18 protein-coding genes and 1 rRNA gene are annotated in these 22886 nt (G+C 34.3%); 9 read left to right on the forward strand and 10 right to left on the reverse strand.

Annotated elements, in window-relative coordinates:
* Positions 1-70 precede the first annotated feature (70 nt).
* The 10 genes from QQZ16_RS16215 to rpmH all read right to left on the reverse strand — a co-directional run bounded on the left by QQZ16_RS16215 (position 71) and on the right by rpmH (position 10699).
* Positions 71-928 (reverse strand): ParB/RepB/Spo0J family partition protein, encoded by an 858-nt coding sequence (locus tag QQZ16_RS16215; RefSeq protein WP_031535596.1) that lies wholly within the window; start codon positions 926-928, stop codon positions 71-73.
* Positions 921-1682, reverse strand: coding sequence for a ParA family protein (locus QQZ16_RS16220; RefSeq protein WP_031535598.1), 762 nt, complete (start codon positions 1680-1682; stop codon positions 921-923). The genes QQZ16_RS16215 and QQZ16_RS16220 overlap by 8 nt, the downstream gene beginning before the upstream one ends.
* A 562-nt stretch (positions 1683-2244) precedes the next feature.
* Complete coding sequence (gene noc, locus QQZ16_RS16225; protein WP_031535600.1) at positions 2245-3135, reverse strand: nucleoid occlusion protein; 891 nt, start codon at positions 3133-3135, stop codon at positions 2245-2247.
* A gap of 462 nt (positions 3136-3597) precedes the next feature.
* Positions 3598-4317 carry a 16S rRNA (guanine(527)-N(7))-methyltransferase RsmG gene (gene rsmG / locus QQZ16_RS16230; RefSeq protein ID WP_031535601.1) on the reverse strand — a complete coding sequence of 240 codons (720 nt, stop codon included), beginning with the start codon at positions 4315-4317 and terminating at the stop codon, positions 3598-3600.
* A gap of 24 nt (positions 4318-4341) precedes the next feature.
* On the reverse strand, positions 4342-6222 hold the full coding sequence (gene mnmG / locus QQZ16_RS16235; protein ID WP_031535604.1) for a tRNA uridine-5-carboxymethylaminomethyl(34) synthesis enzyme MnmG: 1881 nt from the start codon (positions 6220-6222) through the stop codon (positions 4342-4344).
* A gap of 248 nt (positions 6223-6470) precedes the next feature.
* Positions 6471-7850 (reverse strand): tRNA uridine-5-carboxymethylaminomethyl(34) synthesis GTPase MnmE, encoded by a 1380-nt coding sequence (gene mnmE / locus QQZ16_RS16240; RefSeq protein ID WP_197030864.1) that lies wholly within the window; start codon positions 7848-7850, stop codon positions 6471-6473.
* Positions 7851-8342: 492 nt separating this feature from the next.
* Entirely contained in the window at positions 8343-8969 is a 627-nt protein-coding gene (gene jag / locus QQZ16_RS16245) for an RNA-binding cell elongation regulator Jag/EloR (protein WP_031535608.1), read from the reverse strand.
* On the reverse strand, positions 8966-9700 hold the full coding sequence (gene spoIIIJ / locus QQZ16_RS16250) for a YidC family membrane integrase SpoIIIJ (RefSeq protein WP_396953903.1): 735 nt from the start codon (positions 9698-9700) through the stop codon (positions 8966-8968). The genes jag and spoIIIJ overlap by 4 nt, the downstream gene beginning before the upstream one ends.
* Before the next feature lie 141 nt (positions 9701-9841).
* Positions 9842-10189: a ribonuclease P protein component gene (gene rnpA, locus QQZ16_RS16255; protein ID WP_031535614.1), complete on the reverse strand. Its 348-nt coding sequence runs from the start codon at positions 10187-10189 to the stop codon at positions 9842-9844.
* A 375-nt stretch (positions 10190-10564) separates the two neighbouring features.
* A complete protein-coding gene (gene rpmH / locus QQZ16_RS16260; RefSeq protein WP_016201470.1) occupies positions 10565-10699 on the reverse strand; it encodes a 50S ribosomal protein L34 in 135 nt (44 codons plus the stop codon).
* Positions 10700-11812: 1113 nt separating this feature from the next.
* Between rpmH and dnaA the strand changes: the two genes are divergently transcribed.
* The 9 genes from dnaA to QQZ16_RS16305 all read left to right on the forward strand — a co-directional run.
* A complete protein-coding gene (dnaA, locus tag QQZ16_RS16265; RefSeq protein ID WP_031535617.1) occupies positions 11813-13153 on the forward strand; it encodes a chromosomal replication initiator protein DnaA in 1341 nt (446 codons plus the stop codon).
* Positions 13154-13351: 198 nt separating this feature from the next.
* The gene (gene dnaN / locus QQZ16_RS16270) at positions 13352-14485 is read left to right on the forward strand and encodes a DNA polymerase III subunit beta (protein ID WP_031535619.1); all 1134 of its coding nucleotides are present in this window, start codon (positions 13352-13354) and stop codon (positions 14483-14485) included.
* 216 nt (positions 14486-14701) lie between these two features.
* Complete coding sequence (gene yaaA / locus QQZ16_RS16275; RefSeq protein WP_031535621.1) at positions 14702-14914, forward strand: S4 domain-containing protein YaaA; 213 nt, start codon at positions 14702-14704, stop codon at positions 14912-14914.
* 16 nt (positions 14915-14930) lie between these two features.
* Entirely contained in the window at positions 14931-16049 is a 1119-nt protein-coding gene (recF, locus tag QQZ16_RS16280; protein ID WP_031535623.1) for a DNA replication/repair protein RecF, read from the forward strand.
* Between the two features lie 15 nt (positions 16050-16064).
* Positions 16065-16310, forward strand: a complete 246-nt coding sequence (gene remB, locus QQZ16_RS16285) for an extracellular matrix regulator RemB (protein WP_031535625.1) — start codon at positions 16065-16067, stop codon at positions 16308-16310.
* A 59-nt stretch (positions 16311-16369) separates the two neighbouring features.
* Positions 16370-18301, forward strand: a complete 1932-nt coding sequence (gene gyrB, locus QQZ16_RS16290; protein WP_031535627.1) for a DNA topoisomerase (ATP-hydrolyzing) subunit B — start codon at positions 16370-16372, stop codon at positions 18299-18301.
* Positions 18302-18472: 171 nt separating this feature from the next.
* Positions 18473-20986, forward strand: coding sequence for a DNA gyrase subunit A (gene gyrA, locus QQZ16_RS16295; protein ID WP_031535629.1), 2514 nt, complete (start codon positions 18473-18475; stop codon positions 20984-20986).
* A 214-nt stretch (positions 20987-21200) separates the two neighbouring features.
* Entirely contained in the window at positions 21201-22277 is a 1077-nt protein-coding gene (locus QQZ16_RS16300) for an HD-GYP domain-containing protein (protein ID WP_031535632.1), read from the forward strand.
* 421 nt (positions 22278-22698) lie between these two features.
* A 16S ribosomal RNA gene (locus QQZ16_RS16305) occupies positions 22699-22886 on the forward strand; the annotation flags it as partial.

The following is a 22886-nucleotide window of genomic DNA, read 5'->3' on the forward strand; positions in this document are numbered from 1 at the left end:
AAAAAGCCTCTAAAAAAAGATCGTTGTTACAGCTTGCCGATTGTAACATATCTTTTTTTAGAGGCTTTTTTTAATTTTCATTTTCTAATTCAAACAATTGGAGAATGCGTGCCAAATCCTCTTCTGAGAAAAATTCAATTTCAATTTTCCCTTTATTTTTCTTTTGCTTAATATGAACGGTTGTTCCAAATCTTTCACGAAGAAAGGACTCCTGCTCTTTAATAAAAATATTTTTCTGTGCGGGTTTTTCTTTTTTTGTTTCACGTGAAACATTCTGATTTAAAAGCTGAATTAATTGTTCCAACTGGCGTACATTTAATCCCTCTTTAATAACTTTATCAACTATTGCTGGAAGCTTATCTTTATTTTTCAAACCTAATAAAGTTCTTCCATGTCCCATTGATATTTTACCGTCAGAAATATAATTTTGAACAGCTTTTGGAAGTGATAGTAAACGAACATGATTGGCAATATGTGGTCTGCTTTTCCCTAAACGTTTTGCTAGCTCTTCTTGTGTCAGCTTTAATTTTTTCATCAATGTCTGATAGGCATGACCTTCTTCAATTGGTGATAAATCTTCTCTTTGAAGGTTCTCTAGTACTGCTAATTCCATCATTTGCTGTTCCGATAGTTGCCGAACAACTGCAGGGACAGTCGCTAGTTTAGCCTCTTTAGCAGCACGATATCTGCGTTCCCCAACAACTATTTCATAGCCTTTGATGCTTTTTCGAACAATAATTGGTTGGAGAATCCCATGTTCTAGAATCGAAAGCTTCAATTCCTCAATTGCTTCCTCATCGAAGAATTTTCTAGGCTGATAAGGATTAGGTCGCAATTCATTGATGCTTATTTCCTGCACAATTTCTTCCTTCTCGGCATCTAATTTAGGAAAGAATGCATCTAACCCTTTTCCAAGTCCTTTAGCCACTAGTAACCACTTCCTTCGCAAGATCCAAATATACTTCAGCGCCACGTGATTTTGGATCATAAATGATTATTGGTTCCCCATGACTCGGCGCTTCTGATAATCGAATGTTTCTCGGAATAATTGTTTTATAGACTTTATCTTGGAAATACTTTTTAACTTCCTCAATAACTTGTAAACCTAGATTTGTTCTAGCATCTAGCATTGTTAGCAACACACCCTCAATTGCCAAGTCATGATTTAAATGCTTTTGAACAAGTCGAACCGTATTTAATAGCTGACTTAATCCTTCTAAAGCGTAATATTCACATTGAACAGGTATCAATACTGCGTCCGATGCAGTCAACGCATTAATCGTTAATAATCCTAAAGAAGGAGGACAATCTATTAAAATATAATCATAATTGTGTTTGACCTCGTCTAAAGCTCTTTTCAATCTTACTTCTCTGGAAATAGTAGAAACAAGCTCTATTTCCGCTCCAGCTAATTGAATAGTTGCAGGTATAACATCCAAATTCTCCACATTTGTCTGTTTTATCACCATTCTTGCCTCTAGATCATCCACTAACACATCATAGATACAATGATCAACATCAGCTTTTTCAATACCTACACCACTAGTAGCATTTCCTTGTGGATCAATATCTACTAATAGCACTCTTTTTCCGATATATGCTAAACAAGAGCCAAGATTAACCGATGTAGTTGTTTTTCCAACTCCGCCCTTTTGGTTAGCAACAGTAATAATTTTACCCATGATGTCACCTACCTTTAATTCCATACGAGCTACGAAATATATAATCGACGCAAGATGGCTGCTTAATATAAAAAGATTGAATCGTTTATAGCCTTTTAAACTATAAGACAATTTATTGGTAAAAAAACATGAATAGATTACAACATGGCCAATTCCATGCCTATTGTAATCACGTATATTATTTTATCATGAAAACTTCTAAATATCGTCACTTTTTCTGTTAATCTGAATTAGTGGAGGAAAATATAAATATATTAATAGTATGAAAGAAGTAATAAAGCCTATTATTTCAAGCATTTAACAAGGATTCAACTAGTTATTTCGCTTAGAAAAAATCCTATTAAAATCAGAAATGGAGGTTTCAGTTTATACTTGTGGTTATCCTTTGAGGAATAAAATCATATAAAAAAGTGAGAACCAGCATAAATGGCTATTATTCTCACAAAAAAATATGCTCTGTTAAATAAGTATTTTTACTGTCTTTTATGGAGTTGGATTTAACAGAGCCCAAAATCTATAAATAAGTACAAATTATAATTCTAGATAAGAAGCTATTTAAGTATTATTTCTTTTTCGGAATTTTTATCGTAAATTGATAAAAATCGTCAAACTCTTCTTCTTCGGCATTTAAATTAATTCCACTATCAGAAACCATATTCAGCGACTGACGAATGGTATTTACTGCAATCCGCATATCTTTGCTAAATGCCTTTCTTTTTGGCTTCGGTTTCTGCTTTGATTGTTCAAGCATTTTCACGACACGCTCTTCTGTTTGCTTTACATTTAAGCTCTTTTCCATGATTTCTTGTAATAGCTGGATTTGTTTTTCCCGTTCTTTTAAAGGAATCATGGAACGAGCATGACGCTCAGAAATCTCTTTATTTAATAATGCTTCTTGAATTTCTTCTGGTAATTTAAGAAGTCTTAATTTATTTGCTACAGTCGACTGCCCTTTGCCTAATCTTTGGGCAAGTGCCTCTTGGGTAAGATTGTGGAGCTCTAATAATTTGCCATAGGCAATCGCTTCTTCAATTGGAGAAAGCTCTTCCCTTTGAAGATTCTCTATAAGTGCAACAGAAGCAGTTTCTGTGTCGCTCATGTTTTTTATAATTGCTGGCGCTTCTTCCCAACCAAGTTTTTTCATTGCTCTCCATCTTCGTTCTCCAGCAATGATTTCAAATTTATCTTCTTCATATTCTCTTAATACGATGGGTTGTATAATACCATGTGTATGGATTGTACGAGCTAATTCTTCAATTTTTTCATCATCAAATACCGTTCTTGGTTGAAAACGGTTAGGAACAATCTGATTAATTGGGATTCGTCTAACTTCTTCATTACTTCCCATACTCTCGATCTCCTCTTGAGCAGCATCTGCACTTATTTGACTAGCATCTTCTATTTGCTCTCCTTTTTCGCCTAGTCCAAAAAATCGTGAGAAAGAAGGCTTCATCACCCTGCACCACCTTTACAAAACTCCCTATTAGTTATTCTCTATATGAAACATTAATCCCTGCAAAGTCATCTAACTTAAAGTAGAAACTTCTCGAAATTTCATAGAATATGACAATTATAGGTATATTATATAGTAGATATGATAGTTGATATAGTTCTAATCTTATGAATGATTATATCATTCTCTTATTTCTTTCGTAATAACTTATAGCTGTTTTCATAAAGTTGTTGCTATTACCAGACTCTTACCATGAGCCTGCTCTTTAATTTTCTCTATAATTATATCTTTTATGAATGAAAATCAATCTTTTTGAAAACAACCTAATATAAAATAATCATTTTTCCCGTCTTATTAATAAGCTCCCATCCCTACTTCACGCAGGAAGGGATGGAAGAATATCATATAAAGAATCGGATAACTTCAGAAACTAAATTATCAGACATAAATCTGTGCTTTCACCTATTCAATTGGTTCTTTATTAGGAGTTCCAGGTTTTCTTGGATACTTTTTAGGTGTTGGCTTTTCTTTTTCCATTATGATAATATTTCTTTCACTTTCTTCAACTGGCAATAAAAAGGAGTGTGTTGCTTGAATCTTTCCTCCTAATAGACTTACAGCCTTTTTCCCCGCTTCGATTTCCTCTTTGGCACTTGCTGCTTTCATTGCAACAAAAGTACCTCCAACCTTTGCTAGTGGCAAACAAAGTTCACTTAAAACAGAGAGTCGTGCTACTGCTCGTGCAGTTACAATATCAAAGGATTCACGAAATGCTTTATTTTGGCCAAACGTTTCTGCTCGGTCATGAATAAAGTTAACCTCTTTCAGCTCTAGTTGAGATGCTAAGTGTTCAAGAAAATGAATTCTTTTTTTCAAAGAATCGACAATCGTCACCTTTAAATCAGGAAAAACAATTTTTAAAGGGATGCTTGGAAAACCTGCCCCTGCACCAACGTCGCATACATGTACAGCATCGTGAAACCCATTATAGTAAAATCCAGCAGTGATGGAATCATAGAAATGCTTTAAATAAACATCCGATTTTTCTGTAATTGCTGTTAAATTCATTTTTTCATTCCACTCTACCAATGTTTCAAAGTAGAGCTCAAACTGTTTTATTTGCTGGTCCGATAAAGTAATTCCTTTATCAGACAACATTTGAATAAAATCTTCCGTTTTCATGCATGAACCCTTTCTATTCAGAGATTAAACACGAGCTATTTTTCCTTGTTCTAAATAAACTAATAAAATAGATATATCTGCTGGGTTTACACCAGAAATTCTCGATGCCTGTGCAATGGATAATGGACGAACTTTTTTTAATTTCTGTACCGCTTCCGTTGCAAGACTAGAGATCGCATCATAATCAATATTCTCAGGAATTTTCTTGTTTTCCATTTTCTTTAGTCTTTCCACTTGCTGTAAGGATTTCTCGATATATCCTTCATATTTAATTTGAATTTCTACTTGTTCTTTGATATCTTCTGTTAAATCTATTTCGCTTGGTGCAAGCTGTTCAATATGGCTATAATTCATTTCAGGGCGTTTTAATAAATCTCCTGCTCTTATACCATCTTTTAATTCGCTTCCACCTTGCTCTTTAATCAGATTTTGAACTTGCTCATTTGGCTTTAGCATTACTTCGCTTAAACGTTGCTTCTCTTGTTCGATTAATTGCTTTTTATCAGAGAATTTCATAAAGCGCTCTTCAGATATAAGACCAATTTTATATCCAATATCTGTTAAACGTAAATCTGCATTATCATGACGAAGTAGTAAGCGGTATTCTGCTCTTGATGTTAAGAGTCGATATGGCTCGTTTGTGCCTTTTGTTACTAAGTCATCAATTAAAACACCGATGTATGCATCAGAGCGGCTTAAGATAACTTCCTCTTTTCCTATTGCATTTAAACCAGCATTAATACCAGCCATTAAACCTTGGCCTGCAGCTTCTTCATATCCTGAAGTTCCATTAATTTGACCAGCAGTATATAGATTTTTAATCTTCTTCGTTTCTAATGTTGGCCATAATTGTGTAGGAACAATGGCATCATATTCAATTGCATATCCCGCTCGCATCATTTGGACATTTTCTAAACCTGGGATTGTTCTTAATATTTCCTGTTGAACATCTTCAGGTAAGCTTGTCGATAATCCTTGAACATAAACTTCTTGTGTATTTTTCCCCTCTGGCTCTAAGAAAATTTGATGTCTTGGTTTATCATTGAATCGGACCACTTTATCTTCAATTGATGGACAATAGCGTGGTCCTGTCCCTTTGATCATTCCTGAATACATTGGGGAACGATGTAAATTCGAATCAATAATTTGATGTGTCTTTTCATTGGTATATGTTAACCAACAAGGAAGCTGATCTGTAATAAATTTGGTTGTTTCATAAGAAAAGGCTCTTGGAACATCATCACCAGGCTGTATTTCAGTCTTAGAGTAGTCAATAGAATGACTATTTACACGAGGTGGTGTTCCGGTTTTAAAACGCACTAAATCAAATCCTAGTGCTTCTAAGTGCTCCGATAAACGGATGGAAGGCTGTTGATTATTCGGACCGCTGGAGTATTTAAGCTCTCCTAAAATAATTTCTCCACGAAGGTACGTACCAGTAGTTACGACAATCGTTTTTGCTCGATACGTAGCACCTGTTTTCGTAATAACTCCTTTGACAACTTGATCCTCAACGATTAGTTCTTCTACCATTCCTTGAATCAACGTTAGATTTGGTTCATTTTCTAACGTCTTCTTCATTTCATGTTGATACATATATTTATCTGCCTGAGCTCTTAAGGCACGTACAGCAGGACCTTTTCCTGTGTTTAGCATTCTCATTTGAATATATGTTTTATCTATATTTTTCCCCATCTCGCCGCCAAGTGCGTCAATTTCCCTTACAACAATCCCTTTTGCGGGTCCTCCGACAGATGGATTACATGGCATAAATGCGACCATATCTAAATTTATCGTTAACATTAATGTTTTGGCACCTATTCTAGCTGCTGCAAGGCCAGCCTCACAGCCAGCATGACCTGCACCAATGACAATCACATCATAATTTCCAGCTTCGTACTGCATCATGATGCCTCCTTCTTTCTAAACTTTCTTTTAAGAAATACGTTTTTAGTTACTTTTATTGATGGCTAAATTAGCTGGTATTCTATTTCTCAAGACTCTGCTTCATTTCCATAGAGGCCACTGAAAAACTGCCATTTAATCATAATGTCGGTGGCCAACTTTTAAATTTAGGTATTTCTTTTTTCAAATACATAAATCCGTATTTAATTTGGAAAAACTTACTTTTTCAGTGTTCTCATTAAAATCACTTATTTCCCTAAACAGAACTGAGAAAACAACTGATTGATTAAACTTTCGTGCACACTCTCACCAATAATTTCACCAAGTATCTCCCAGGTTCTTGTTAAATCAATTTGTACAATATCTATAGGTGTGCCATTTTCTGCTCCTTCAATTGCATCGCTTATCGCCCGCATCGCTTGGCTTAATAAGGAAATATGTCTTGAATTAGAAACATAAGTCATATCACTTGCTTCAATAGAGCCTGCAAAAAATAGACTAGATATCGCTTCCTCTAATAAGTCGACTCCGTTTTCTTCTACTAAAGATGTTGTGATAACTTTGCGATTTCCCGCAAGTTCTCTTACTTTCTCCAAATCAATTTTTTGAGGTAAATCTGTTTTATTGACGATTACTATATAATCCATGCCTTCTGTAGCCTTGAAGATATTCTTATCCTCTTCGGTTAATTCATCTGCATAATTTAGGACAAGTAAAATTAAATCCGCTTCTCTTAACACTTTTCGTGACTTTTCGACGCCAATTCGTTCTACGATATCTTCTGTTTCCCGAATTCCTGCTGTATCTAGCAAACGAAGTGGAACTCCGCGTACATTCACATATTCTTCAATTACATCTCTCGTTGTACCTGGAATGTCTGTTACGATTGCTTTATTTTCTTGTACTAAACTGTTCAATAAAGAGGATTTTCCAACATTCGGTCTGCCAACAATAACGGTTGCCAGTCCTTCGCGGAGAATCTTACCTTGTTGAGAGGTCTGTAATAGCTTTTCAATCTCTGTTTTGATATACGCCGATTTTTCAAGCATGACTTTTTGTGTCATTTCTTCTACATCATCGTATTCTGGATAATCAATATTAACCTCTACTTGTGCTAATGTTTCTAAGATTTCTTGGCGCAAATGTCTAATTAATTTTGATAACCTTCCTTCCATTTGACCAAGTGCAACATTCATCGCACGATCTGTTTTAGCTCTTATTAAATCCATTACCGCTTCTGCTTGAGAAAGATCGATTCGTCCATTTAAAAAAGCCCTTTTGGTAAATTCCCCAGGTTCTGCAATTCTAGCACCATAAGAAGTTGTCAATTGCAATAATCGATTTACAGAAGCTAATCCGCCATGACAGTTAATTTCAATAACATCCTCTTTGGTAAAAGTTTTCGGTCCTCTCATCAACGATACCATTACTTCTTCCACAACCTCGTCTGTTGCTGGATCTATAATATGCCCATAATGGATTGTATGACTTGCTACCTCCATTAACTTTTTATTACCTATACTTTTGAAGAGCTTGTCTGCAATTTTAATTGAATCTGGACCACTCATTCGAACAATTGCGATCGCTCCCTCACCCATTGGAGTCGATATCGCAGCAATTGTATCCAATTCCATCTTTTTCACCTCAATTCAAAAAAATATATCTATATAAAATGATTGTATTCACCTTTGACATGATTACATTAGATTAGATTAACATATCCACAAATGTAAAAAAAGAAAAAAATCCGCACACTTATCCACATTCTCTTTTATCGTTATATACCATTCTATCTTATCCACATGTGAATAACAATAAAACGAAAAATAAAATTACAAAACCGAAGGACTTCACTTTTTTTGTGTTATTTCCATTATTCTGTTCTTCAGCAATCTTCCTAACAGCTAAGATGAGAAACAAAGAGCATGCTTTTTTTCTTATTCATTTTTATTTAAATAGAATATTATTCGAACATAATATTTCGCTAGAATATATGCATTAGGAGGCTTAAAAAATCTTGAAAAAATATTACATTGCCATGCAGAGGCGGACAAGATGAGGAGATTTTTATACAAAAAAAAAGATCGTTTCCCATTTGGAAAGACGATCTTTTTTTAAAACTATTTTTTTCCCCTTATTGGCGCAACAATAATATGTCGCTTCGCATCCTCTCCTGAGGAATACGTTTTTACACCTTTAAAGGAAACCAGCGCAGTATGAATCGTTTTTCTTTCATCTGCAGGCATCGGTTCAAGCGGGATTTCTTTTCCAATCTTCACCGCTTTATAGGCTATTCTTTCGGCTAAATGAATTAAAGCTTGTTTTCTACGTTCTCGATAACCTTCCGCATCTAATATCACTTTAAAATATCCTGTAGATTCTCTATTAATTACCAATTGTGCTAAATATTGAATAGAATTAAGAGTTTGTCCTCTTTTTCCTATCAGCAAAGCAATTTTTTCACCAGATAATTCATATAGAATATTTTTTCCATTTTGCTTCACTCGAATTTCAATAGGAACGCCCATTTTTTCACTAACATCTTTTAAAAAATTTTTTACGGATTCAACTGGATCTACCTTTTTCTTTACTATTACTTTCGCAGATCTAGAACCAAAACCGAGAAATCCTTTTCTTCCTTCATCAACAACAATGATTTCAACCTGATTCTTTGTTGTCTTAAGCTGAGCTAAAGCTGACTCCACTGCTGCGTCGACTGTTTGTCCTACGGCAGTAATTTCTTTCACTTCTTCGCTCCTCCTGCTTTGCTAGTTTGACCAGCATTTTTAATTTCAGGACCTTTAATAAAATACGTTTGTATAATGGTAAAGATATTACCTACTACCCAGTAAAGAGATAATGCAGCAGGGAAATTAATAGCAAATACTAAAATCATAACTGGCATTATCCAAACCATCATTTGCATTTGTGGATTTGGCGGTGCTCCAGCCATCGATAATTTTGTTTGGAAAAATGTCGTTACACCAGCTAAGATTGGCAATAAGTAAATTGGATCTGGCTGCCCTAGACTAAACCATAAGAAATCATGAGAAGCAATTTCTCTTGTACGAGAAATAGCATGATAAAACCCAATCAGTATCGGCATTTGTACTATTAGAGGGAAGCATCCTGACAATGGGTTTACTTTATTTTCTTGGAAAAGCTTCATCGTTTCTTCTTGGAGCTTTTGTTGTGTCTTTTGATCTTTAGAGCTATATTTTTGTTGCAGTTCTTTCATCTGCGGCTGAATTGCTTGCATTGCTTTACTATTTTTCGTTTGTTTAATCATAAGCGGCAATATAACTAGTCTAACTAATATAGTTACGATAATAATGGAAATACCATAACTACCTCCAGCAAAGGCTGCTGTCTTTATTATCAGTTGAGATAGTGGATATACGATGAACTCATTCCAGATTCCATCACTTTCAGAAGTTATCGGTTGATTAAACTCTGTACATCCTGTTAAAATGGTCATTAAAAAAAGCAGACCAACTATCAATAAAAATTTCTTATTCAAGCTGCAAATCCTCCTGTTTAACATGATTTTCAAATCTAACTTATTAAGTATTGTAACCGATAAACGAATCATAGGAAACGCTTAACTACGATTTTCCTCTTAATTCTTTTTGGATAGAACCTTTGCTATTTTTAAAATATGGATAAGACTCTTTTTTACTTCTTCAAAACCCATATCAGCAACAGGCTTTCTTACAATTATGACATAATCATACTTATTTTCCAACTTATCTTCAAATTCAAGGAACGCTTGTCTAATATAGCGTTTTATCTGATTTCGCTTAACTGCGTTTCCAATCTTTTTGCTGACAGAAAGGCCGATTCGGAAATGCTCTTGATCCACTTTTTCCAATTTATAAATAACAAACTGCCGATTAGCAAAGGATTGTCCTTTTTTAAAAACTGACTGAAATTCTTTATTTTTTTTTATTCTGAATTCTTTTCTCAACGTTTATAACTCCTTCAATTCCTTCAAGTTAACATTCTTCTCTTTGTAAAAGAGGCTTTTTCGTAAAGTTTGTTGCCAGTGACCAGCAGCCTTCCTATCACCGGTTATCATAGGGGTAGACTTTAGCACCTCAGTAAAACCAATTTTAGGTCTCCCTGCTCCCCCCTAGCGTCTTCGTAACTCAACTGCTAGTTATTTTAATAAATTTTTCCCAATTGAAAAATACCAATTTTAAAAAAACAGCCTTGAAAGAAAATTAGACAGGCATAATAACGTAAGTAAATGAGTATATTGTAAAAAAAGGAAGGGCTGTCCTTCTATTAAAAGCATTCCCTTCCCTTTTAATTGAAAAAAGACCACTGACGTTTCAGTGGCCTAAGCTGATAATACTTTTCTTCCTTTGCGTCGACGGCGAGCTAAGACATTACGTCCATTTGAGCTGCTCATGCGGCTACGGAATCCGTGAACTTTACTTCTTTTACGTTTATTTGGTTGATAAGTTCTTTTCATTGTATATGACACCTCCCTGAGGAATAGCTGTTATAGACAGTCCTTACAATTATATAAACATAGATAATTAATTGTCAACTATTCATTTTTATTTATCATTATTTATAGATCACATTAACTTCGGTGATCTTTCCCTTTCTATTTCTAAGGTCATTAAAATAGTATACCACATAATTTTCTATTCTACTTCATATCCTTCCCAACTATTCTATTTTCCAACGAATATTTTTTACCATTTAGGTTATTCTACAAAAATTCTTCTTTAAATTTTTATGTAAAAAAAAAAACAATATAAAAATTCGACATGAAAAACTAGCTCTTAGCTCTGATTATATTTTCAAGCAAACCAAGTTATTATTATGTCGTTTTTCCTATCTTTTCGACGATTGTGGATAATTTTCGACGGGATTATTTTTTCCACAATCGTTATTTACAACTTTTCAACAAACTAATACCTTGTGGACATTTATTACTAACAACCTAGTTATCTTGTGGATAAGATATTAAAAAGCATTGCAGTTCTTATGAATTTTTGATATTATAGTTTTGTTTTCACATCTGAATAAAATCTGTGCATAACTATATTATCCACAATCTGTGGATAAACTGTGGACATCTTATTCTATGTGTCTGAACAGAGTTGTCCACAATCCGTGGATACTGTCGAAATACCACTAATCTTCCTTATAATATATTTTTCCACATATGAAAAGGACAAGCTCCTTGTAATCTTGCATATTGGCATGCACAAGGCAGCACTATTTTGTCTAAAATCTTTTTTTATGCTTCCTATTTTGTAGGAATTGGACAATTTGGATAAAGAAATATGGTCTTTTGTAAAAAATTATTTAAGTTGGTTAGCCATCGAACAAATAAAATCCTATAAGCGATTATTGCATCGATTGGTCTATTTTTTTGTTTTTTTAGAAGTTTTATCTTAAGGCTTTAAGGCTCTTTTTTTGTTTTTTGATCTTTTTTGAAGTAATCACGAAGTTTTTTAAACAAATTCGACATGAAAATATGTCTTTTTCTGCACGTTTAAGATAGATCTGCTCGTTAGTAGAATAATAAGGCTAATAACGTTTAACTTTAGGTAAAGGAGGCGAGGATAACTTGAACAATATAACAGATCTTTGGAATAATGCATTGAATACGATTGAAACAAAGATCAGCAAACCCAGTTTTGATACATGGCTTAAACCAACAAAAGCCCATTCTTTGCAGGGAGATTTACTAGTTGTTACAGCACCTAATGAGTTTGCACGAGATTGGTTAGAAGAAAGATATTCTCAGCTTATTGCTGAAATACTATATGAAATTACCGGTGAAGAACTTCTGGTGAAATTTATTATTCCTCAGAATCAAAAAGAAGAGGAGTTTGATCAGCAAATTTCTGTAAAGCATAAGAAAAAGGAAGAGGAAGTTACCGAGCAAACAATCTTAAATTCAAAGTATACTTTTGATACTTTTGTAATTGGATCTGGCAATCGTTTTGCTCACGCTGCTTCCCTTGCTGTTGCCGAAGCGCCTGCAAAAGCCTACAATCCTCTATTTATTTATGGAGGAGTTGGACTTGGAAAAACGCACTTAATGCATGCAATCGGTCATTATGTTTTAGATCATAATCCATCTGCTAAAGTTGTATATTTATCTTCTGAAAAATTCACAAATGAATTTATTAATAGTATCCGTGACAACAAAGGTGCCGAATTTCGTGATAAATATCGAAATGTAGATGTACTTTTAATAGATGATATTCAATTTCTTGCTGGAAAAGAATCAACACAAGAAGAATTTTTCCATACTTTTAACACATTACATGAGGAAAGCAAACAAATTATCATCTCTAGTGACCGCCCTCCAAAAGAGATTCCAACACTAGAGGATCGCTTACGCTCGCGCTTTGAATGGGGTCTTATCACAGATATTACACCACCAGACTTAGAGACACGGATTGCTATTTTGAGAAAAAAAGCTAAAGCCGACGGACTAGATATTCCAAATGAAGTGATGCTTTATATTGCTAATCAAATTGATACTAATATTCGTGAGTTAGAAGGTGCACTTATTCGCGTTGTTGCTTATTCTTCTTTAATTAATAAAGATATTAATGCTGATTTAGCAGCTGAAGCATTAAAGGATATTGTTCCAAGCTCTAAACCTCGAGTAATAACCATTCATGATATTCAAAAGATAGTTGGAGAGCAGTTTAATATTAAATTAGAGGACTTTAAAGCAAAAAAACGCACAAAATCCATTGCATTTCCAAGACAAATCGCTATGTATCTATCAAGAGAATTAACCGATTTCTCCTTACCAAAAATCGGTGAAGAGTTTGGCGGTCGAGATCATACTACTGTTATTCATGCCCATGAAAAGATATCAAAAATGCTTTTAACTGATTCACTTCTTCAAAAGCAATTAAAAGAAATAAATGAACTCTTAAAAGTTTAGATAGGATAGTGTGTATAACTTACCTTACTTTAGACACAGTCTATCAACATGTGGATAGACTGTGTTTCCTTGCTTGAACCTAGTTATCCACATACTAACAGGACCTACTACTTTTACTACTATTTTTTAAAACAATATATTATTAAAAAAAGCAGTTAGAACTGCATTTAAAAATTATTTAAATCGGAGGATTAATTAATGAAATTCATCATCCAAAAAGAGAATCTTGTTCAAAGTGTGCAAGATGTTATGAAAGCAATCACTAGTAGAACAACCATTCCTATTCTTACTGGTATCAAAATTGTCGCAAGTGAAGAAGGAGTAACATTAACTGGAAGTGACTCCGATATTTCGATTGAATCTTTCATTCCTAAAGAAGAAGATGAACAAGAAATTGTGGAGATCCAACAAGCCGGTTCCATCGTATTGCAAGCAAAGTTCTTTAGTGAGATTGTAAAAAAGCTTCCTACCAACCAAGTTGAAATTGTCGTTGATAATTTGCAAACTACTATCCGTTCAGGAAAATCAGAATTTAATCTAAATGGGCTCGATTCAGAAGAATATCCGCATTTACCTCAAATCGCGGAACAAAATTCGATAAAAGTCCCAACAGATTTATTAAAAAATATTATTAAACAAACTGTTTTTGCAGTGTCCACCTCAGAAACACGACCAGTGTTGACAGGAGTAAACTGGAAAATTGAAAATAACGACCTGATCTGTATTGCAACAGATAGTCATCGCCTTGCTTTAAGAAAGGCAAAAATAGAAACAGAAACAGAGCAAACTTTTAATATTGTTATTCCAGGAAAAAGTTTAAATGAGCTCAATCGTATTTTGGATGACCATGATGAACCAGTTGAAATTCTAGTAACAGAAAATCAAATATTATTTAAAACAAAGCATATTCTTTTCTTCTCTCGTTTGTTAGAAGGAAATTACCCTGATACAAATCGATTGATTCCAACCGAAAGTAAAACAGATATCATTGTAAACTCTAAGGAATTTCTTCAATCAATTGATCGTGCTTCTTTGTTAGCGCGTGAAGGTCGAAATAATGTCGTTAAATTTTCGACAATGGGTGAAAATGTAATAGAAATTTCTTCTTTTACACCTGAGATAGGGAAAGTTATTGAAGAATTAGTAAGTGAATCTGTTAGCGGGGAAGAGTTAAAGATATCATTCAGTGCGAAATTTATGATGGATGCATTAAAAGTTCTTGAAGGATCTGAAGTTAAAATTAGTTTTACTGGAGCGATGAGACCGTTTGTTATTCATCCAACAAATGATGACTCCACTTTACAGCTTATATTACCGGTTAGAACTTATTAAAAGTATTGGGTGTTCTTTTTAATGAACACCCAATTTCCTTTATATTTAGCAGATGTATGAATATGCACTAGAGGGAATAAGTGTTATTTAAACTGTTTTCCCCCCACTATTTAGAATATTACCTATCTATTTATAGAAATATTACACTTTTCTTTGTGTATCAATTAATTATTTAGTAGAATAGATAGATACGACTAAAGTTGAGAGAGTGAAAAAATGGATAATCAAATTAAGATTGATACGGATTACATTACATTGGGTCAATTTTTAAAAGTAGCAGAGTTAATACAATCAGGTGGAATGGCAAAATGGTTCCTAGGGGAATATGAGGTATTTGTTAATGGGGAACAGGATCAGCGCAGAGGCAGAAAGTTAAGAAGTGGTGATGAAATTAATATTCCTTCATTTGGCAAGTACACTGTTTTATAAAAAAGGGTGAACCCAAATGTATATTGATGAGTTGCTTTTAAGAAATTACCGGAATTATGAGGAACTGGATATTTCTTTCGAGAATAAGGTAAATGTAATACTAGGAGAAAATGCACAAGGGAAAACCAATGTGATGGAATCTATCTATGTTCTAGCAATGGCAAAATCTCATCGGACCTCAAATGATAAAGAACTTATTTATTGGGACAAAGAGTATGCTAAAATAGAAGGTAGATTAGTCAAAGCACATGGGAAAGTACCCATGCAGTTAGTTGTGGCCAAAAAAGGGAAAAAAGCAAAATTTAATCATATAGAGCAGCGGAAATTGAGTCAATATATTGGCAATATGAACGTAGTTATGTTCGCACCTGAAGATTTAAACTTAGTAAAAGGCAGCCCACAAATTAGAAGAAGATTTATTGATATGGAAATAGGGCAAATATCACCAATATATTTGCATGATATGGGACAATATCAAAAAATTTTACACCAGCGAAATACCTACTTAAAACAACTACAAACAAATAAACAAACCGATCATACAATGCTTGAGATTTTAACAGAGCAATTTATAGATATGGCAGTTAAAGTGGTAGCGAAGCGTTTTGAATTCCTGCACTTACTGGAAAAGTGGGCAGTTCCGATTCATAAGGGTATATCTCGGGGGCTAGAAACACTGGAAATTCGCTATAAACCGTCTGTTGATGTATCAGAAGATCAGGATTTGTCGAAAATGAAGAGTGTATACGAAGAAAAATTCCAAAGTCTAAAAAAAAGAGAAATTGATCGAGGGATATCCTTATTTGGACCTCATCGTGATGATATGCTGTTTTATGTGAATAATAGAGATGTGCAAACTTTTGGTTCACAAGGACAGCAAAGAACAACTGCGTTATCCATTAAAATGGCAGAGATTGAACTAATTTATTCAGAAATACGAGAATATCCCATTCTACTTTTAGATGATGTGCTTTCTGAATTAGATGATTATCGTCAATCTCATTTGTTAAATACCATTCAAGGAAAGGTTCAGACCTTTGTTACAACAACCAGTGTTGATGGTATAGACCATCATACTTTAAAAGAAGCAGCAACTTTTCAGGTTGAATCAGGAACGATTAAAAAGATTCAATAGCTTTGAGGTGAAAAAGTGTACGTTCATATTGGAGAAAATATTCTTGTGCGAACTTCAGAAATTATTACTATACTAGATAAACAAACGGTAGAGTCATCTCCTATTTCAAAAGAATTTTTAGATAGACAAAAAGCAATGACTAATGGGAAAGGTTCATCTTATAAATCTATTGTAATTACGAAGAATACTATCTATTTTTCACCGATTGCTTCTAATACGTTAAAAAAGCGAACAGTCCAGTTAACTGTTCAAGAGTACTAATGGATGCAAAAAAATAATGTTAAAATTTTTCGATGTTAATGGAAAGTTAGGTGATCAATATGTCAACGGAACAAAATCCAGTTGAACAACAATCTTATGATGAAAGTCAGATACAGGTTTTAGAGGGCCTAGAGGCTGTTAGAAAAAGACCAGGAATGTATATTGGGTCAACAAGTAGTCGAGGTCTGCACCATTTAGTTTGGGAAATTGTCGACAACAGTATCGATGAGGCATTAGCTGGTTTTTGTAATGAGATTAATGTCATCATTGAAAAGGATAATAGTATTACTGTTAAAGATAATGGGCGCGGAATTCCTGTTGGTATTCAGGAGAAAATGGGAAGACCTGCTGTAGAAGTAATCATGACTGTTCTTCATGCCGGAGGAAAATTTGGCGGTGGAGGCTATAAAGTTTCTGGAGGACTTCATGGTGTTGGTGCTTCTGTTGTAAATGCTCTTTCAACTGAATTAGAGGTTTTTGTTCATCGTGATGGAAATGTCTATTACCAAAAATATCAAAAGGGTGTTCCTGTTGCTGATTTAAAAATTATCGGTGAAACAGACCGTACTGGTACAACTACTCGTTTTAAGCCAGATGGTGATATTTTTAAAGAAACGTTAGAGTATGATTTTGAAATATTGGCCAACCGTATCAGAGAACTTGCTTTCTTAAATCGCGATATTCGGATTACCATTGAAGATGCGCGTGAAGGAATGGAAAAAAGGAAAGAATACCATTATGAGGGTGGTATAAAATCTTATGTAGAGCATTTAAATCGAAATAAAGAGGTGCTTTTCGAGGAACCAATTTATATTGAAGGAGAAAAAGACGGTATAAACATTGAAATCTCTTTCCAATATAATGATGGATATACAGGAAATATTTTTTCATTTGCTAACAATATTAATACACATGAAGGTGGAACGCATGAGTCTGGTTTCAAAACAGCACTTACTCGTGTGATTAATGATTATGCAAGAAAAAACAGCCTATTAAAGGAATCGGATGTAAATCTTTCTGGAGAGGATGTTAGGGAAGGAATCGTTGCAATTGTTTCCGTTAAGCATCCAGACCCACAATTTGAAGGACAAACAAAAACGAAATTAGGAAATTCAGAAGTCCGTGCCATTACAGATACTGTATTTTCAGAACATCTGGAGAAATTCCTTTTAGAAAATCCCACAGTAGCTCGCAAAATTGTCGATAAAGGTCAAATGGCTTTACGAGCAAGAATAGCAGCAAAGAAGGCAAGAGAATTAACACGTCGAAAAAGTGCACTGGAAGTTTCGAGTTTACCTGGTAAATTGGCAGATTGCTCCTCAAGAGATCCCAAAATTAGCGAACTATTCATTGTAGAGGGTGACTCTGCAGGTGGTTCCGCAAAATCAGGGAGAGATCGTCATTTCCAAGCGATACTTCCTTTAAGAGGGAAAATCCTTAACGTAGAAAAGGCGAGATTAGATCGGATTTTGTCCAATAATGAAGTTCGTTCCATGATTACTGCAATTGGTACTGGAATTGGTGATGATTATGATATATCGAAAGCAAGATATCATAAAATTGTCATTATGACAGATGCCGATGTCGATGGAGCACATATTCGAACACTATTGTTAACCTTCTTCTATCGTTATATGAGAAAAATAGTTGAAGCTGGCTACATCTATATTGCACAGCCACCTTTATATAGTATTAAACAAGGGAAAAAGCTTGAATATGCCTATAGTGATCCGCAATTGCAACAAGTTTTAAGCAACTTGCCAGCTAATCCTAAGCCGAATATTCAACGTTATAAAGGATTAGGGGAAATGAATGCAGAGCAATTATGGGATACAACAATGGATCCTGAGAAAAGGGTACTTTTACAGGTAAGCTTAGATGATGTGATTGAAGCAGATGAAACATTCGAAATGCTTATGGGTGATAAAGTAGAGCCACGGAGAAACTTTATCGAAGAAAATGCAACTTATGTTAAAAATCTAGATGTTTAAAAGATAGGGAAAGAAATTTGGTGCTGATTTAATTGGCACCTTGTGTATTTCTTTAGACGTTAGTTATTCCTATTAATTATGAGGAATTCGATTAGACTTGACTTTTTCTCTTACGTCTATTCGTTAAGATGAGGCAGAAAATCTAATGTTTTCTTAAGGAGGTTCCTTTCCATGGCTGATATGCCAAATTCTCAAATTAAAGATAGAAATATAAGTAAAGAAATGCGTGATTCCTTTTTAGATTATGCGATGAGTGTTATTGTTTCTCGTGCACTTCCAGATGTACGAGATGGCTTAAAGCCCGTGCATCGACGTATTTTATATGCAATGCATGATCTTGGAATGCACTCAGATAAACCGTTCAAGAAATCTGCACGTATTGTTGGAGAAGTAATCGGGAAGTATCATCCACATGGTGATAGTGCTGTTTATGAAACAATGGTGCGTATGGCACAAGATTTCAACTATCGTTATATGCTCGTTGATGGACATGGAAACTTTGGTTCCGTAGATGGTGATTCAGCTGCGGCAATGCGTTATACAGAAGCTAGAATGTCTAAAATAGCGATGGAGTTATTGCGAGATATTAATAAAGACACAATTGATTATAAGCCAAACTTTGATGGAGAAGAGAAAGAACCAGTAGTATTACCTTCTCGTTTCCCCAATTTACTTGTAAATGGTACGAGTGGGATAGCTGTTGGAATGGCTACCAATATTCCTCCACATCAATTGGGAGAAATTATTGACGGTGTTCTTGAAGTTAGTAAAAATCCAGATATCACTATTCCTGAATTAATGGAAATCATACCAGGACCAGACTTCCCTACATATGGGATGATTGTTGGTAGAAGTGGAATTAGAAAAGCGTATGAAACTGGTAGAGGCTCTATTATTTTACGTGCTAGAGTAGAAATTGAAGTGAAGCCTAGTGGTAAGGAAGTTATTATTGTGAAAGAAATTCCTTATCAAGTCAATAAAGCGAGACTAGTAGAACGCATTGCAGAACTAGTACGTGATAAGAAAATTGACGGCATCACGGATTTACGAGACGAATCTGACCGAACTGGAATGCGTATTGTTATTGAAGTTCGAAAAGACGCAAATGCAAATGTATTATTAAATAACCTATACAAGCATACAGCTATGCAGACAAGCTTTGGTATCAATTTACTTGCACTAGTAGATGGACAACCAAAGGTACTTAACTTAAAACAATGTCTAGCTTATTATCTAGATCATCAAAAGGTAATTATACGTAGAAGAACAGAATTTGAATTAAGAAAAGCAGAAGCAAGAGCGCATATCTTAGAAGGTTTGCGGATTGCGCTTGATCATTTAGATGAAGTGATTAGCTTGATTCGTAGTTCTCGTACAACAGATATTGCTCGTGAAGGATTAATGACGAATTTTAATCTTTCTGAAAAACAAGCACAAGCAATTCTAGATATGCGTCTACAAAGATTAACTGGCTTGGAAAGAGAGAAAATCGAGGATGAATATCGAGAATTAGTGAAGTTAATTGCTGAATTAAAAGCAATTCTAGCAGATGAAGAAAAAATCTTAGAAATTATCCGCGAAGAGCTTTTAGAAGTAAAAGAGCGCTTTAACGATATTCGTCGTACAGAAATTGTTGCTGGCGGAATTGAAACAATAGAAGATGAAGATCTAATTCCGGAAGAAAATATTATCATTACGTTAACTCACAATGGTTATATTAAGAGACTACCAGCTTCTACTTACCGAGCGCAAAGACGTGGTGGACGCGGAATTCAGGGAATGGGAACAAATGAGGATGACTTTGTTGAACAGCTAAGCTCCACATCGACCCATGATACTATCCTATTCTTTACGAATAAAGGGAAAGTATACCGTTTGAAAGGGTATGAAATTCCAGAATTCAGCCGTACAGCCAAAGGTATCCCAATTATTAACCTTTTAGGTGTGGAAAAAGACGAGTGGGTAAATGCGATTATTCCTGTTTCCGAATTTGTAGATGATTGGTACCTATTCTTTACCACAAAAGAAGGAATCTCTAAACGTTCTCCATTATCTTCGTTTGCTAATATAAGAAATAATGGTCTAATCGCTGTTAATTTAAGAGAGGGCGATGAGTTAATCTCTGTACGCTTAACAGATGGATCAAAGGAAATGATTATTGGAACGAAAAATGGTTTGCTTATTCGATTCCCAGAAACAGATGTACGTTCCATGGGTAGAACGGCAACAGGGGTAAAAGGTATTACTTTATCATCTGATGATGAAGTGGTAGGAATGGAAGTACTTGAAGAAAATTCCGAAATTCTAGTTGTAACTAAATATGGATACGGAAAAAGAACGCCAATCAATGAATATAGAGTTCAAGGTAGAGGCGGAAAAGGGATCAAAACATGTAATATCACCGATAAGAATGGAACCCTTGTTTCAATGAAAGTAGTGAACGGGGAAGAAGATTTAATGATTATCACAACAGGTGGCGTTTTAATCAGAATGGCTGTAAGTGATATCTCAACTATGGGCAGAAGCACACAAGGTGTTCGATTGATTAAATTAAATGAAAATGAGAATGAATTTGTTGCTACTGTTGCTATTGTAGAAAAAGAAGATGAAATAGAGGAAGCGGATGAACTTTCTGAAGAAACGCAACAAGAGTCTTTAGAAAATGATGCGGATTCAAACGAGTAATATACTTTGAATGTCTTAGGGGAAACCTTAAGGCATTTTTTTATGTTCTTTAGAGGTAAATAAATATTTTAGGATTTACGTAAAACATCGTGCATTGCTATAAAAAAATCATTTATAAATCATTTTAGGTGTATAGTCTTATTTGAATGGGGTTGTATTTCAAAAAAAATACATTAAAATAGTAAAAAAGTCCGTTATTATAAGGTGGTTTCAAATGATTATAAATGTGGAAGAGTTAAATCCAGGAAGTATTTTAGCAGAAGATATATATGTACGAACAAATAGACCAATAATTACTGCGAGAACGGTATTAGCGGGTGAACACATAAAGATATTAAAAGCTTTCTTAGTAAAGGAAGTTGCCATCGAAAATACGCAAATAGATGGTACGATTATGATCGAATCTACGCCATCTATTCACAATCAAACTAGAGAAGAAGAGAAAAATGATTTTTTGTCTCTATTTTTGCAGACGGTTCAATTATATAAAAAGGAATTTATTTCTTGGCAATCTGGATTACCAGTGAATATAGCAAATGTTAGAACGATCCTTTTACCATTATTAGAAGAACTAGAAACTGTTTCAAAAGAAATTTTTTCTCTTTATCACTTATCAAACAAAAAGGAATATTTGTATCAGCACTCTATTGCAGTTTCCGTTATTAGTGCACTTATAGCGCAAAAAATGAACTATAGCTATAGAGATATGATTCAAGTTGCTCTAGCAGGTTGTTTAAGCGATGCTGGAATGGCTAAGATTAATCAACGATTATTAAATAAGATAGAACCTTTAACAGAAGAAGAATTTAATGAAGTGAAAAAACATACAAGATATAGTTTAGAAATGATTCCTGAACATACTTTATTAAAAAATGAAACGCGCCTTGCAATTTATCAGCATCATGAAAGAATTGATGGAAGCGGATATCCAATGGGGAATGCAGATAATAAGATACATGCCTTTGCCAAGATTATAGCTGTAGCTGATACATTTCATGCAATGACATCGGAGAGATTATATCGGAAGAAGCAATCTCCTTTTCGTGTAATGGAACAAATGCATCAGGATCATTTTGGAAAATTTGATTTAACTATATTACAATCACTAAGCAATGCTATTACTCAATTTACTACAGGAAGCAAAATTAGATTATCCAATGGAGAAAAAGCAGAAATTTTATTTATAAGTAGTACTCCGACAAGACCGCTTGTTAAAACATTACAAAATGATTTGATTCTTGATTTAGAAAAAAATAGACATCTATTCATAGAAGAGATTTTAGAGTATTGATAAAAAGATTAGAAAACAGAGAATTAGTCACCTTGCAATTTATAGAGAAAATAGATATTCCCTTAAGAAAGGGATGTCTATTAATGTAGGTAAATGATACGATAGAACAAATGGACAAAGTGAAAAAGAATCTATTAGAAAGAAATACGTAATCTTTTTGAAAAACTTTTTAAAAAACTATTGCATACATGTATAAACGTTGCTATAATAATACAAGTCAGCAAGAGAACATTGAAAAAACTTTTAAAAAACATATTGACTAAATAAGTGAAAATGTGTTATTATTTGAAAGTTGTCTCTTGTGAGATTGCTCTTTGAAAACTGAACAAACAAACGTCAACAATAATCGTTTTACAACGAATGTTATAGAATGACAACAAGTAATAAAAAGCTAGAGTTTAGCAATGAGCTAATCAACTCTTTATTGGAGAGTTTGATCCTGGCTCAGGACGAACGCTGGCGGCGTGCCTAATACATGCAAGTCGAGCGGACTTTAAAAGCTTGCTTTTAAAGTTAGCGGCGGACGGGTGAGTAACACGTGGGCAACCTGCCTGTAAGACTGGGATAACTTCGGGAAACCGGAGCTAATACCGGATAATCCTTTTCTAC

Origin of the sequence: Bacillus sp. T2.9-1, assembly GCF_950097965.1 — a bacterium.
Classification (GTDB): Bacteria; Bacillota; Bacilli; order Bacillales; family Cytobacillaceae; genus Niallia; species Niallia hominis.